Annotated in this window: 9 protein-coding genes, 2 tRNA genes, 1 pseudogene, 1 riboswitch and 1 other annotated feature; of the genes and pseudogenes, 3 read left to right on the top strand and 9 right to left on the bottom strand. The window is 35.3% G+C overall.

What is annotated here, in order from left to right:
• Positions 1-176 precede the first annotated feature (176 nt).
• Together leuS and FD26_RS11470 are read right to left on the bottom strand one after the other, a co-directional pair.
• Positions 177-2,591 (bottom strand): leucine--tRNA ligase, encoded by a 2,415-nt coding sequence (gene leuS, locus FD26_RS07175; protein WP_057867751.1) that lies wholly within the window; start codon positions 2,589-2,591, stop codon positions 177-179.
• A 44-nt stretch (positions 2,592-2,635) separates the two neighbouring features.
• Positions 2,636-2,849: a binding site (T-box leader), on the bottom strand.
• A gap of 439 nt (positions 2,850-3,288) precedes the next feature.
• Positions 3,289-4,016 (bottom strand): annotated as a pseudogene (locus tag FD26_RS11470) (LysM peptidoglycan-binding domain-containing protein); the annotation flags it as partial.
• A gap of 173 nt (positions 4,017-4,189) precedes the next feature.
• Between FD26_RS11470 and FD26_RS07190 the strand changes: the two are divergent.
• A complete protein-coding gene (locus tag FD26_RS07190) occupies positions 4,190-4,840 on the top strand; it encodes a phosphatase PAP2 family protein (RefSeq protein ID WP_057867754.1) in 651 nt (216 codons plus the stop codon).
• On the opposite strand, the gene FD26_RS07195 is transcribed toward FD26_RS07190, so the two are convergent.
• Positions 4,787-6,262, bottom strand: a complete 1,476-nt coding sequence (locus tag FD26_RS07195) for an MDR family MFS transporter (protein ID WP_057867755.1) — start codon at positions 6,260-6,262, stop codon at positions 4,787-4,789. The genes FD26_RS07190 and FD26_RS07195 overlap by 54 nt on opposite strands.
• 72 nt (positions 6,263-6,334) lie before the next feature.
• Positions 6,335-7,528 (bottom strand): methionine adenosyltransferase, encoded by a 1,194-nt coding sequence (metK, locus tag FD26_RS07200; protein WP_057867756.1) that lies wholly within the window; start codon positions 7,526-7,528, stop codon positions 6,335-6,337.
• A riboswitch (SMK box riboswitch) is annotated at positions 7,526-7,606 on the bottom strand. (Overlaps the previous gene by 3 nt.)
• A gap of 92 nt (positions 7,607-7,698) precedes the next feature.
• Between metK and FD26_RS07205 the strand changes: the two genes are divergently transcribed.
• The gene (locus tag FD26_RS07205) at positions 7,699-8,373 is read left to right on the top strand and encodes a hypothetical protein (protein ID WP_057867757.1); all 675 of its coding nucleotides are present in this window, start codon (positions 7,699-7,701) and stop codon (positions 8,371-8,373) included.
• 83 nt (positions 8,374-8,456) lie between these two features.
• On the opposite strand, the gene FD26_RS07210 is transcribed toward FD26_RS07205, so the two are convergent.
• Both FD26_RS07210 and FD26_RS07215 read right to left on the bottom strand, forming a co-directional pair.
• Positions 8,457-8,529, bottom strand: a tRNA-Val gene (locus tag FD26_RS07210).
• A gap of 5 nt (positions 8,530-8,534) precedes the next feature.
• Positions 8,535-8,606 (bottom strand) — tRNA-Glu (locus FD26_RS07215).
• A gap of 129 nt (positions 8,607-8,735) precedes the next feature.
• Here FD26_RS07215 and FD26_RS07220 point away from each other — a divergent pair.
• Positions 8,736-9,353, top strand: a complete 618-nt coding sequence (locus FD26_RS07220; RefSeq protein ID WP_232230866.1) for a DNA-3-methyladenine glycosylase — start codon at positions 8,736-8,738, stop codon at positions 9,351-9,353.
• Here FD26_RS07220 and FD26_RS07225 read toward each other — a convergent pair.
• From FD26_RS07225 to nrdD, 3 genes are all read right to left on the bottom strand, one after another.
• Positions 9,348-11,147 carry a heavy metal translocating P-type ATPase gene (locus FD26_RS07225; RefSeq protein WP_057867758.1) on the bottom strand — a complete coding sequence of 600 codons (1,800 nt, stop codon included), beginning with the start codon at positions 11,145-11,147 and terminating at the stop codon, positions 9,348-9,350. The two genes, FD26_RS07220 and FD26_RS07225, sit on opposite strands and share 6 nt — an antisense overlap.
• A 275-nt stretch (positions 11,148-11,422) precedes the next feature.
• A complete protein-coding gene (nrdG, locus tag FD26_RS07230; RefSeq protein ID WP_057867759.1) occupies positions 11,423-12,004 on the bottom strand; it encodes an anaerobic ribonucleoside-triphosphate reductase activating protein in 582 nt (193 codons plus the stop codon).
• The gene (gene nrdD, locus FD26_RS07235) at positions 11,934-14,144 is read right to left on the bottom strand and encodes an anaerobic ribonucleoside-triphosphate reductase (protein WP_057867760.1); all 2,211 of its coding nucleotides are present in this window, start codon (positions 14,142-14,144) and stop codon (positions 11,934-11,936) included. Before nrdD ends, nrdG begins: the two co-directional genes overlap by 71 nt.
• Between the last annotated feature and the right edge of the window lie 251 nt (positions 14,145-14,395).

Genomic DNA, 14,395 nt, shown 5'->3' on the forward strand with positions numbered 1-14,395 from the left:
GTTCGGATTAATTTTACAATCTACCATAAGCTCACCTACAATTTAGAATTATGCAATTATTCATAAAGTTAAAATTCCTTCATATAATATATGATCACCTTTAAAAGTTTGATTAAATTTTATGATTCAACAAAAAAAGAGCTTCGGATTACTCCGAGGCTCTTTTTTGATATTTTTTATTTAACAACGATGTTAACAATCTTATTAGGAATAACGATAACTTTTACGATTTTCTTGTCGCCGATAAATTTTTGAATCTTTTCATCATTTGTAGCAATTTTCTCTAATTCATCCTTAGAAGTACCCGTAGCAACTTCCAATTTGTCTCTTAATTTACCATTAACTTGAACGATAATTTCAACAGTGTCAGAAACTAATTTACTTTCATCGTATGTAGGCCATTTAGCATAAGAGATTGATTCTGTATGACCAAACTTGCTCCATAATTCTTCCATCATATGTGGTGCAATTGGAGCTAAGAGTTGAACTAATCCTTCAGCATAGGCCTTTGGCATTGTCTCAACCTTATGTGCTTCATTTACAAAGACCATCATTTGAGAAATAGCTGTGTTAAAATGCATGGCATCGTAATCTTCAGTAACCTTTTTAACGGTTTCATTGTAAATTTTATCCAGCTTACCATCATTTGACTCCGTTAAGAAATCATCCTTGAGAGTACTGTAATCATCATCATTAACAAACAAATTCCAAACGCGATCCAAGAACTTAGATGAACCTGATAATCCGTTTTCTGACCAAGCAATTGAAGCATCCAAAGGACCCATGAACATTTCATAAGTTCTTAAGGTATCAGCACCATATGAATCAACTACGTCATCAGGGTTAACAACATTCCCCTTTGATTTAGACATCTTTTCATGACCCTTACCAAGAATCATTCCCTGGTTAAAGAGCTTTTGGAAAGGTTCTTTGGTTGGAACAACGCCCAAGTCATAAAGAACTTTGTGCCAGAAACGAGCATAAAGCAAGTGCAACACCGCATGCTCAGCCCCACCAATATAAAGATCAACTGGTAACCATTCTTTCAAAAGATCATAGTCAGCCAATTCCTTATCATTATGTGGATCAATATATCTTAAGTAGTACCATGAAGAACCGGCCCATTGTGGCATTGTATTAGTTTCACGACGACCTTTACGACCATTTTTATCCACAACATTTACCCAATCAGTCAAGTTAGCTAATGGACTCTCGCCAGTACCAGAAGGCTTAATATTTTGATCAGCTGGCAATTCCAATGGCAATTCATCTTCGGGAACAAGTGAAGTTGTACCATCTTCCCAATGAATAACAGGAATTGGTTCTCCCCAGTATCTTTGACGACTGAAGACCCAATCACGTAAACGATAATTGACTTTCTTCTTACCAATACCCTTGTCTTCAAAGTATTCAACTGCGCGTTTAATGGCATCTTCTTTATTCAAACCATCTAAGAAATCAGAATTAATGTGCTTGCCATCGCCAGTAATTGCACCATTTTCTAATTTTCCTTCAATAACCTGTGTCATTGGCAAATGGAATTTAGTTGCAAAAGCAAAATCACGATCATCATGAGCTGGAACGGCCATAACCGCACCAGTTCCGTAAGTTACTAACACATAATCGGAAATCCAGATTGGAATCTTTTTGCCACTAACAGGATTAATAGCATATGCACCAGTGAAGACACCAGTCTTTTCATCATTCAAATCTGTTCTATCAAGATCAGACTTATGAGAAACTTCCTCTTTATAAGCGGCAACTGCAGCTTTTTGCTCTGGTGTTGTAATTTTGTCAACCAAATCATGTTCAGGAGCCAAAGTCATATACTCAACACCAAAAATTGTATCTGGTCTAGTCGTAAAGATATTGATCTTATCATCTGAATCAGCAACTGGGAAAGTAATTTGAGCCCCAACTGAACGACCAATCCAATTTCTTTGCATTTCTTTAATACTTTCAGGCCAATCAATATCATCCAAGTCATCAATTAATCTGTCAGCATAAGCTGTAATTTTTAACATCCATTGGCGCATTGGTTTTCTGATAACGGGGAAACCACCACGTTCAGTCTTACCATCAATAATTTCCTCATTAGCAACAACAGTTCCCAAATCTGGCGACCAATTAACAGGAACTTCAGCTTCATAAGCCAAGCCTTTCTTATACATCTGTTCAAAAATCCATTGTGTCCATTTGTAGAATTTAGGATCGGTTGTTTGAACTTCACGATCCCAATCATATGAAAATCCTAATGAATTAATCTGACGCTTAAAGTTTTGAATATTTTTTTCAGTAAACTCAGCTGGATTGTGACCAGTATTCAAAGCATATTGTTCTGCTGGCAATCCAAAAGCATCAAATCCCATTGGATGCAAAACATTATATCCTTGTGCACGTTTCATTCTGGCAATAATATCCGTAGCTGTATATCCTTCAGGGTGGCCAACATGTAGTCCTTGACCTGATGGATATGGAAACATATCCAAAGCATAAAAGTTCTTCTTCTTCGGATCATTAGTAGTTCTAAAAGTATCGTTTTCCTTCCAATACTTTTGCCATTTCTTCTCAACGGTATTGTGATTGTACATATTTCTCCTCCTATACAAAAAAAGTCCTATGATTATTAAATTAATCATAGGACGAGTTATCGCGTTACCACCTAAGTTCCGTACACAAATAAGTACGACTCTCAAAATCCTTAACGAGGATAAATCGTAGTCACTTACTCTAAGTTCGGCAACTATTATCAGTGGACGAGTTCGAAAATAAAAATCTACGCATTCACATCCCCATGCGCTTTCTGAAAAGTATTTTTATAATCTACTACTTCCGTTGTTTTATATCTTATACCATTAATGTTTGTCCGACAACCAATAAATCAGAATTTAAATTATTTAATTTTTTAACATTAGCAACTGTAGTTCCAGCTTGTGAAGCAATCGAATCAATTGTATCGCCACTTTGAACAGTTACTGAACTATTCTGACTACTTGAATCATTAGAATCATTTGAACTGTAATCATTTTGCACATTGATGGCAGAAGAATCAGAATCTGAATCATCTGATGCTACATATTTTTTAACGCCATTACGTTCATCTTGTACAACAACTGGAGCTTGTTGACTGCCATAAGCATCCCCAACGCTGCCAGTATCACTTGAACTAGTATTAGTTGTTGTCTTATTAGATAAATTAGTCATAGATAATGGCTGACCGCCTTCACCAATAACTTGCGTTATAGTCAAGGTCTTACCTGGATAAATGTAATTATCAGTCTTTAAATTATTCAAATTCATCAAAGTATCTGTTGTCATATTGAATTTATCAGCAATTGATTGTAAGGTATCGCCTTGAGCAACTGTGTAAGTTTGATCCTTATCAGAAACGGTATCGAATTGCGTCAAATTATATTTTTCAATGACACTATTTAACTTATCCGCATAAGTCGTATCAGTCGCATAACGTCCTGTAAGATACTTAGTAGCATCCTTATATGACTTGGTATTACTCTTCCATGTTCCTGCATACATTTGTGAATTTCCTGAAGTACCACCACGTAGCAATGAAACATAATCTTCAAGAGATTCTTTATATGAAGGATATTTCTAAAATTAGAGCTGATTGAATAAAGATTACCAGTTCCATCGTCTTCTTGAGTACCCATATTTACTGACGAGCCATTGTAATCCCCTTTAATTCCAAAGAGATTATAATTAGGCGCACTAGCTAAGCCACTAGTTCCCCAGCCACTTTCTACCATAGCTTGAGCAATCATAACAGATGCATATAAGTCATTGTTAGATGCTAACTTACGAGCGGAGTTCCCAATATAATCAATAAAATCCTGATCGCCGACACCTTTAGAACTAACCGGTGTAGTTGTTACGTTAGAATTTTGATTGATCAAATTATTAACTGACAAAGCTTCAGCCTTAACTGGCGTTACAGTAGAAATATTAGAAATTTCAGCCACTGCAGCTCCAACGAACATACTTGACCCTAGAATTGTCATTTTCCTACGTAAGTTTGCGTTCTTACTTTTTTTATTATTTAATCTAGTCAAACGACTATCTTCGATTTTGCGTTCATGACGTGTAATAATCATAAATATCTGCTCTCCCTCAAAATCTTTATACTTTATTATATTTCTTAACAAAAACTTAAACAATAGAGAGATCAAAAAACATGAAAATATCTAAGAAAATATCACTTTTGAATATACTTTTATTAATTCTATTCATCTTCTGGACTATTAATGTAACTTTACAGACAACTCTAATTAAAAATTACGACAATTTTTGGATTGCTCAAATCTACCACCATAATAATTTTACGATTAAACTTTTCAGTTTAATTACCAATTTTGGTGATACCTACGAAACAATTTTCTTAGCGGCAGCAGTCTTTTTAATTCTAATTATCAAAAAATACTACTACGCTGCAATTTATCTCGTATTTAACAAAGTTGTTATTTCCGGATTGAATAGTTTTATAAAGAATATTGTTACTAGACCACGCCCTAGCCATAGACATTATGTCTATGCTGGAGGTTACAGTTTCCCTAGCGGACACTCAGCAAGTTCATTTGCACTTTACATTTCGATTTTAATCATCAGCCTTTATATTTTAAAAAAGGCTCGTACTAAAATAATTGTCGGTACACTTTGCATTGTTATGGTGCTAGCAATCGGATATAGTCGTATATTTTTAGGTGTTCACTATCCTAGCGACGTCCTTGGAGGATATCTTCTAGCAGCTACTATCCTGACTTTCAATACTCTATTATTCAGAGCCCAAAATCTTTCGATTTTTCAGCTCAAAGGCATTAAGAAATAAACCCAATATTAATAATACAAGAGTAGCAACATAAATATTGTGCAATCCTGAAAAAAGAATTTGTCGCATTTTGGGTAAAAGCTGCTGTGGCAATGAGTTAGCGGTCTGAGGATCAATCAGTTTATTCATCATATCGACAGTAATTCTACTGTCTGAAGCAGCTCCCTTTGCCAAAGCTGTATTGAGAACAATTCCATAGACTGAAACCATCATAGATTGACCAATAGTTCTCAATAAGGTATTGAAACTTGTAGCAACCCCCACATTCTCTGGTGCAACAACTGTCTGTGAGGTTACAGTCGTAGTTGTAATTGTCAAACCGAATCCTAAACCCGCAATTCCAGCTAACATACAGAAATACCAAAATGGTGAAGTTGGATTAGCCAATAACAATAAACCATTGGCGATTGCTAAAAAGAATAAACTGATATAGATAATACGATTAGGTGCCATTTTTTTGATTAATGATCCTGCCCAGAATGATCCAAAAATCCACACAATAGAACTAGGTGTGACAGCAAAACCACCCATCGATGGACTTAATCCTAAAATTCCTTGCATCCAAGTAGGAATATATGCTTCAAAACCAATCAAAAAACCACTAACTAAAAGAGCTAAAATATTTTGAATAACAAAAGTTTTATTTTTAAATAATCCCAAAGGCAAAATTGGATCATTAACTCTTTTTTCAATATGAATAAAAGCAAAAACTGAAATAATTGACACTACTACTAAACCTAATGGCAAAATCAGGTTACCAGTACCAATATTTTGAAGAGCCAACATTAATGGCAATAAAACTAAAATCAACATAATGGTTCCCATATAATCGATTCGCAGTTTTTCATGCTCACGTTTTTCTTCTTTAAAGAAGAACCAAATTAATCCCATCGTAATTAAACCAACTGGCAAGTTAATTAAAAATACCCAGTGCCAGCTTAATTTTTCAACAATAAAGCCACCCAATAACGGTGCAATAACGGCGGCAATTCCCCAAGCTGATCCATTCAAGCCAAGAATCCGAGCTCTTTTTTCGAGTGGATAAATATCGGCAATAATTGTGAAGGTCAATGGTTGAATCGCTCCTGAACCAATCCCCTGAATTACACGGGCCAAGATTAGGGTCAGCATTGAATTAGACATTGCACAAAGCGTTGATCCAATTACAAAAATAACCAAACCAATCAATAAAATTGGTTTTCGACCGACGATATCGGATAACTTTCCATAAATAGGTGTTGCTACGGCGGTCATAAGTAAATAAATTGAGAAGACCCAATTCATTAAGCTAACCCCATGTAAACTACCAATAATTGTTGGCATAGCCGTTGAAACGATTGTCCCCTCGATTGCGGTCATAAAAGTTGCTATAAAAACAGCAATCGTAACAATAACAACGTTCGACTGATTTTTCTGTGCCATTAAATAATTCCTCCCATAAAAAAAGAGACTATTCCTAAAGATAAACTTTAAGAACGCCTCTGTAATCACCGATTAAATTTTTAGAAAACTCTTGATGTCATCAACTTTATCAAGTCTTTCCCAAGGTAAATCGATATCTGTACGTCCGAAGTGACCATATGCGGCCGTCTTCTTATAAATTGGTCTTTGTAGATCCAACATTTTGATGATACCTAATGGACGAAGATCAAAGAACTTATTAATAACTTCTTCGATTTGTTCCTCAGTAAAATCACTTGTACCAAATGTATCAACATGAATTGAAACTGGTTTAGCAACCCCGATAGCATAGGCAACTTGAATTTCAACTTTTTCAGCAACACCAGCTGCTACTAGGTTCTTAGCAATATATCTAGCAGCATAACTAGCTGAACGGTCAACCTTAGTAGCATCTTTACCTGAAAAGGCACCACCACCGTGACGGGCAAAGCCACCGTATGTATCAACGATAACTTTACGTCCAGTTAAACCAGAATCACCTTCCGGTCCTCCAATTACGAAGCGACCAGTAGGATTGATAAGAATTTTAGTCTTATCGTCCATCATATTTGCGGGAACAACTTCATCGATAACATACTTTTTAATATCTTTTTGAACTTGTTCCAAACTTGCTTCAGCTTTATGTTGAGTACTCAAAACAATTGTATCAACACGAACTGGATGATCATTTTCATCATATTCAATTGTTACTTGTGACTTAGCATCAGGCATTAAGTAATCAATTGTTCCATTCTTTCTAACTTCAGCTGTCTTTCTCATTAACTTATGAGCTAATGAAATTGGCAAAGGCATAAATTCTTTAGTTTCATCTGTAGCAAAACCAAAGACAAAACCTTGATCGCCAGCACCGATTTGATCCAAAGGATCTTTATCATCATTGCCACGTTCTTCAAGCGCATCGTCAACACCTTGAGCAATATCAGGAGATTGTTCATCAAGGGCAACTAACACGGCACAGCTGTTACCATTAAAGCCAGGATTTGAACCATCATAACCGATATCAGTAATTGTCTTACGTACAACACTTTGAATATCTACATATGCAGTAGTTGAAATCTCACCAACAACTAATACTAAACCAGTTGTTACAGTCGTTTCACAGGCAACACGTGCATCTTTATCCTTTGCAAGAATAGCATCGAGAATTGCATCACTTATTTGATCAGCAACTTTATCTGGATGTCCTTCTGAAACTGATTCAGAAGTAAATAAATAATTTTTTGACATATTTTCTTTTCCACCTTCTCGGTTACAGGGCCTCTCCTTAAACAAAAAAAGGATCCCATCAGGAACCTTTTAATAGGTTAACACAAAATTAATTCATTTTCATGAAAAAAATCGGTTTGACGTGATTCTTCTTCTACATTAATATAATTTTATAGTCTAAAGGAGTTTCTATGGATAAGTTAAAATCTAAAAAATTATTAGCAGCTTTTATTGAATTTATTAGTTATCATATCTTTCCATTTATTTTTATCTTTGTACATAATCTGAATAACTATTCACTTCATGGATTTTTGATAATCATGGTCGCCATGGTTGCTCTGTATAAAGAGTATATTTTAACTTTAAATCCTAATAAATACTTTCACATTTTGTACAGTTTCATATATTTAGTTTTAGCATTGCTTTCAATGCATTCATTGAATATTTTCGTCACAATTTTGATTTTTACACAGCTAGCTTTCTTATATATGACTAAATATTTACCTGAAAACTATCAAAATATCGTCGCACTAATAAAAAATTTTATCGTACCAAGTTTTATGTCAATCGCCCTTGCCTTCACTTACATGCACTTTATTTCAATTAACTTCATGGTACCATTATTATTAGTCAATTTGGCTACAGTACTTATTAATTACTTCGAAGGTAACAAATTCGACTATGCTGGTTTGGCAACTATTTCTGGATTAAGTTTTATCCTATTTTTATTGAACTATATTAGCCTCTGGACAGCTCTAATTATTATTTTGTTTGTAGTAACAATGTGTCTTTTAAAACGCTATCGCAATTTTTCACAGCCAAATTTATTTTATCGAGTGATTGGTAATCTTATCTTAATAATTTAGTGAAATAGGAAGCAATTCTTATTTCACCCTTTTTTATAACAAAAAAAACATCCAACCGAAGTTAGATGTCTTTTTTCTTTTGATGGAGGATACAGGGATCGAACCTGTGACCTCCTGCTTGTAAGGCAGATGCTCTCCCAGCTGAGCTAATCCTCCAAAAGTGACCCGTACGGGATTTGAACCCATGTTACCGCCGTGAAAGGGCGGTGTCTTAACCACTTGACCAACGGGTCATACAATTTATTTATATATTGCTCTCTCAAGCACAAGAAATATAATACAATAATAATAAAGGTCTAGCAAGCTTTTTTTTACATTTTTTAGAACTTTTTTCAAAAATAGGAGGATAATTAATTTTGAACGTGCAAAAATACTTTGAAACTGCTCCAACCATGGATTTGGCACAAGATATGTTAGGTCACACTTTTACCTACCAGTCAGATCAAGATACCTTTTCTGGAATAATAGTTGAAACCGAAGCCTATTTAGGACCAGATGATATGGCCTCTCATAGTTATAATGGTCGTCATACTCCAGCTAACGATCCACTTTATCAAGTTGGAGGGACAATTTACATTTACTCTATACATAGTTGGTTAGATATGGATATCAGCATTCAAAAAGCCGGTACTCCTAATGGAATTTTAATTCGTGCTCTACAGCCACTTGAAGGTATCGCTACAATGGAAAAGAATCGCAATCGAACTGGTTTTGAAACTACTAACGGTCCAGCTAAATGGATGTCCGCTTTTGGAATAAAAAATAAGGATCTTTCAGGTACTATGTTAAATGAAGGTAACTTTTCTTTTTCCAGCAAAAAAGTCCAAGTTCCTCAAGAAATACTCGCTACACCTAGAATTGGCGTAAAGAATAAGGAACCTTGGACTTCTAAAAATATGCGTTTTATTGTTAAAGGCAATCCTTATGTTTCTAAATTACCTAAACGCGATATGAATCTTGACACTTATGGCTGGTTATAAGCGATCGCTACGAGCTCTTAAAGCATATAGAATGGCAACCGTATCAACAACCTCCTGTAACAACGCTCCAATGACTGTAGGAATCAATCCAAAAGCAGCTACTATCATTAATGCTACACAAATAAAAATTCCAATTAAAACTGCTTCACGGGCAACCTTCATTGTATCGTGGGCAATTTTCACTACTGTACTGACTTTACTAAGGTCATCTTGCAGAATAACGGCATCGGCAGATTCACTAGCAGCATTAGCACCTTTATATCCCATTGCAATACCAACGTCAGCTAAAGCCAAAGCTGGAGCATCATTGATACCGTCACCTACCATAATTGTAGGATGATATTCTTTATCCAAATTTTTTATGATTTTCACTTTATCAGCGGGTAAACTTGAAGGATAAGCTTTCGTAATACCTACTTCAGAAGCAACCATTTCGGTTGCTTCTTTTTTATCGCCCGAAATCATCAAAATATTCTTTATACCAAAATCTTTTAACTTTTGAATTGTTGATTTAGATTCGGGACGTATTTGATCTAATAAGCTATATACTCCTGCATATTGCCCATCAATTGAAATGTAAACTCCTGAACCCTTTACCGAATCGACAGACTGGTCTGTAACAAACTCACCTTGCCCCACTTTTATAACCTTACCATCAATTGTTCCCACAATTCCCTCAGCAGTTACTTCCTTTAAGTTCGTGGCATCCTGCAAAGACAGTTGATGTTCTTTAGTAAAATTAACAATAGCCTCAGCCATAACGTGACTAGAGTTTTGCTCAATTGAAGCTGCATAAGACATAACTTCTTTTTCATCAAAGTTATTTACTGCCTTAAATTCATCAACAACTAATTGTCCTTTAGTAATGGTCCCAGTCTTATCAAAGGCAATTGTTTTGGCAGAATTTAACTTTTCTAAAGCCGTACCTGATTTTATGATAATACCGTTACGACTAGTCCGACTCATACCAGAGACAAAGGCAATTGGAGCAGCCAAAATTAAAGGACAGGGGGAAGCTACTACTAATACTTGGGCAATTCTAACGGGATCTTTAGAAAAATACCAAGCTAAGCCTGCAATAATATAGGCTATTAAAGTAAACGGCACAGCATAACGATCAGCTAAACGAACAAAATGAGCTGGATGCGTTTCTGATTCCTTAACCAATTTAAGAATGGCTTGATATTCAGAATCTGCCGCAACCTTTTCTGCTTTGATCTTAAATGGATTTTCTCCATTGATAGATCCAGACATAACATGCTTGCCCTGATTGACATTTACCGGAACAGATTCACCAGTTAGAGATGATTCATCGACCTCTGACTGCCCTTCAACAACCACTCCATCAACAGGAACTTGTTCCTTAGGACGAATTAACAGTGTATCGCCAATAGCAACATCATCAATATCAATATCTTTAATCTTGTCATTGACTACGATATGGGCCTGCGAAGGCGTATTATCAAGCAATGATTTTAGTTCACTCTTAGCTTTATTGGCAGCATACTCTTCCAAAGAGTCCCCACCAGTGAGCATTAAAAGAACAATCCAACCAGCCCAGTATTGGCCTAAAACAATTGTCGCTACAATAGCCGTTATAGCCAGCAAATCAATTCCAAAGTTTCCTGATTTTAAAACTTTAACCATATCTATAAACATAATCAAGGCCAGAATCAGACCCAAGACGCTAATAATCAACTGTGCATAACTTGGCAAATGGAAAATAAATTCTAAAACTGCCGCAATAACACCAATGGTTAATGTCCCATAAAGCTTGATCTTATCTGAGTTCATAAAATCACAATCCCCTCGTAATATAAATTTATCTTTATCTTGATTATACATGCTTAAGATATTTTTTAAAACGTTTATCTGGAATGATTCCTATTTAAATATCATTTTAATAAAGACTCTTTATAGATTACAGCAGTAGATTTAAGAATTTGAATCCTGTTATTTAATAAACATTATTACAAATTAAATCTATTTCAAGCAAACAAAAAACACCCATACCTTTTGTTTGATATGGATGTCACAATATTTTCGTTTATCATATGATAAGCGCATTATTACCTAACTAATTTATCCCAAATCACAACTTTTCCGCTTTGTAGTGATTTAGGTACATCAATAACTCTTTGATTAGATGAACCTCGGAATTGTAATGTTAAATCTTTCTTTCTCAACAAGAATCTACCATCAATTAAGATATCTATTAACGACAGCATTTCTAATTTATCATCAGATTCTTTCATTAGCTCTTCCCAAGAATAGCCAGTCCAGGACCAAATATTCTTAGTATGTCCGAATTCTTTTCTGACACGCTTGCATAACGCTAAACAAACCTCCGTATTTAAAAATGGTTCTCCTCCTAAAAGCGTCAAGCCCTCTACATAGCTGTGGCTGAGATCGTCAATAATTCGATCTTCAAGCTCTTTAGTATAAGGTTTACCATAACGGAAATCTTGAGCTGCAACGTTATAACAGCCAGGACATCGAAACAAGCAACCTGAGACGTACAAACTGCATCTAACCCCTTCACCATCAACAAAATTAAATGGCTTATAGTCAGCAATTTTTTTAAGACTGTGGTCCTTGCTTAACCATTCTTTGGGAGTCGGATTGTTTGGCTCTCTCATATTTTGCCGCATGCTTTATCATCTCCGAAGTCATATTTTTTCTACGTGAAGCTATTTCAACGTGACGACCATGAATCATTGGACGTTGTTGAGGATTACCAAGGTATCCACAAGTTCTCTTAACCACATCGCAAGTTTGAGGATCATGATTACCACATTGTGGACAAACAAAGCCCCGCGCCGTTGCCTTGAATTCACCTTTAAAACCACATTCGAAACATTGGTCAATTGAAGTATTAGTACCTAAATAGCCAACATGATCATAAGCCCAATCCCAAACTACCTCGAGTGCTTTAGGATTTTGACGTAGATTTGGGTATTCGCAATAGTGAATGAATCCACCTGAAGCGTACTTAGGAAATACCTCTTCAAAAGTAAGTTTATCAAAAGGTGTAGGATGTTTGCGTACATCATAATGGAAACTATTAGTGTAGTATTCCTTCTCGGTAATATCAGGAATTGATCCAAATTTTTCCAAATCATCTCGGCAGAAAGTATCAGTCAACGATTCAGCTGGAGTTGAATAAAGACTATAGTGATAGCCGCTTGCCTTAGCCCATTCAAGACATTTTTCATGCAACGCTTTAACAATACTTTCAGCAAAGTCATGTGCTTCTTGATTATTTTCCCATTTGTTGCCATAAAATTCGGTACAAACCTCATATAAACCAATATATCCTAATGAAACAGTTGCTCGTTCATTTTTAAATAACTCATCAATACTGTCATTTTTTTTGAGTCGTTTGCCAAAAGCACCATACATGTAAAGTAAAGGTGCATTCTCCGGTTTAGCCTGCTTCGTTCTCTCAATCCGATAAGCTAAGGCAGCGTGACAAATCTTCATTTTTTCATCAAAGATTTCCCAGAACAAATCCTTATCTCCCTTAGATTCCAAAGCAATTCTCGGTAAGTTGACCGTTACAACGCCAAGATTCATTCGACCAGAATTAACCTCTTTACCAGTCTCATCTTTCCAACCTTGTAAAAATGAACGACACCCCATAGGAGTTTTAAAACTCCCTGTAATTTCCTTGATTTTATCGTACATTAACAAGTCCGGATACATTCTTTTAGTTGAACATTCCAAAGCCAGCTTTTTAATATCGTAATTGGGATCGCCTGGATCAAGATTCAAGCCCCGCTTAATAGTAAAAGTCAATTTAGGAAAAATAGCTGTTCGATGTTCTTTGCCCAAACCTTTAATTCTAATTTCCAAAATAGATTTTTGAATTTCTCGTTCGATCCAACTAGTCCCTAAGCCAAAATTGATTGTCGTAAAGGGAGTTTGACCTTGTGATGAATACAGAGTATTGATTTCATATTCAAGTGCCTGCATGGCATCATAGATATCTTTTCGAGTCTTTTCTTTGGCAAATTCCTCTTGCTTATCAGCATCAATCCACTTTTTAGCATCTGCCAAATGTTTTTTGTAGTTAATTTCAGCATATGGTGCTAACAATTGATCAATTCTATTAGCCGAGCACCCGCCATACTGTAACGACGCTACATTGGCAATAATTTGTGACATTTGGGCTGTTGCCGTTTGAATTGAACGTGGTGAAGCAACCCAAGCATTACCAATTTTAAAACCATTGCTTAACATTTCATCAAAATCAATCAAACAGCAATTGGTTTCAGGCGTTACTGGTGAATAATCCAAATCATGCCAGTGAATATCGCCACGTAAATGGGACTTAGCAACCAATTCAGGCAACATTTTTAATCCCATAGCCCTACTAGCTACCCCTGCTTCCAAATCACGCTGAGTGTTAAAAATATTGCTATCCTTATTAGCATTTTCATGGACAACGTCATCATTTCGATTAAATAACCGTTCGATGTTTAATTGAACATTCGTTGCTTTGGCAAACTTTTTTTGATCATTTACAAAATATTCTTCATACTGATCAGCCGCTTGCTTCATATCATTTTCATTTAAAGCTTTAACAATGAAATCATGAATCTGGGTGGTAGTTACCAGACTCAAATCACTTATTTTTTTAACTAGTTGATCAGTGATCAAATTAATTTGATCATCATTTAATCCTAATTGATTCAAAACGAATTCAATCTTGTAAGGATAAAAGTCAGTTTTTACGCCGCTTCTCTTTTCAACTGAAATTGTTTTTAGACTTTCTAATTGCATCGTCATAAGTATTCCTCCTAAACCAAAGTCTCGGCAAAACTAAAGGCTGCCACCATTTTACAAAAATATAATTTAAAAAATAAGACTACAAAATACAATATGATGTGGTATATAACACAATCATACAATATATTGTAGTCTCATTTAGATTTTTTTGAATTTATAATTATATCGGATTCACAAATCGTCGTTATGATTCTAAAGAAACGAGCTGTGGCAAACATATATTCTTGTTCAAATTTTTTGCAATTAATTTC

The sequence above is a fragment of the Companilactobacillus crustorum JCM 15951 genome (assembly GCF_001434585.1).
GTDB lineage: Bacteria > Bacillota > Bacilli > Lactobacillales > Lactobacillaceae > Companilactobacillus > Companilactobacillus crustorum.

What these genes read in the sequence shown, in the direction of transcription:
- leuS (WP_057867751.1), bottom strand. Translation starts at nt 2,591, where the DNA reads ATGTACAATCACAATACCGTTGAGAAGAAATGGCAAAAGTATTGGAAG.
- FD26_RS07190 (WP_057867754.1), top strand. Translation starts at nt 4,190, where the DNA reads ATGAAAATATCTAAGAAAATATCACTTTTGAATATACTTTTATTAATT.
- FD26_RS07195 (WP_057867755.1), bottom strand. Translation starts at nt 6,262, where the DNA reads ATGGCACAGAAAAATCAGTCGAACGTTGTTATTGTTACGATTGCTGTT.
- metK (WP_057867756.1), bottom strand. Translation starts at nt 7,528, where the DNA reads ATGTCAAAAAATTATTTATTTACTTCTGAATCAGTTTCAGAAGGACAT.
- FD26_RS07205 (WP_057867757.1), top strand. Translation starts at nt 7,699, where the DNA reads ATGGATAAGTTAAAATCTAAAAAATTATTAGCAGCTTTTATTGAATTT.
- FD26_RS07225 (WP_057867758.1), bottom strand. Translation starts at nt 11,147, where the DNA reads ATGAACTCAGATAAGATCAAGCTTTATGGGACATTAACCATTGGTGTT.
- nrdG (WP_057867759.1), bottom strand. Translation starts at nt 12,004, where the DNA reads ATGCGGCAAAATATGAGAGAGCCAAACAATCCGACTCCCAAAGAATGG.
- nrdD (WP_057867760.1), bottom strand. Translation starts at nt 14,144, where the DNA reads ATGACGATGCAATTAGAAAGTCTAAAAACAATTTCAGTTGAAAAGAGA.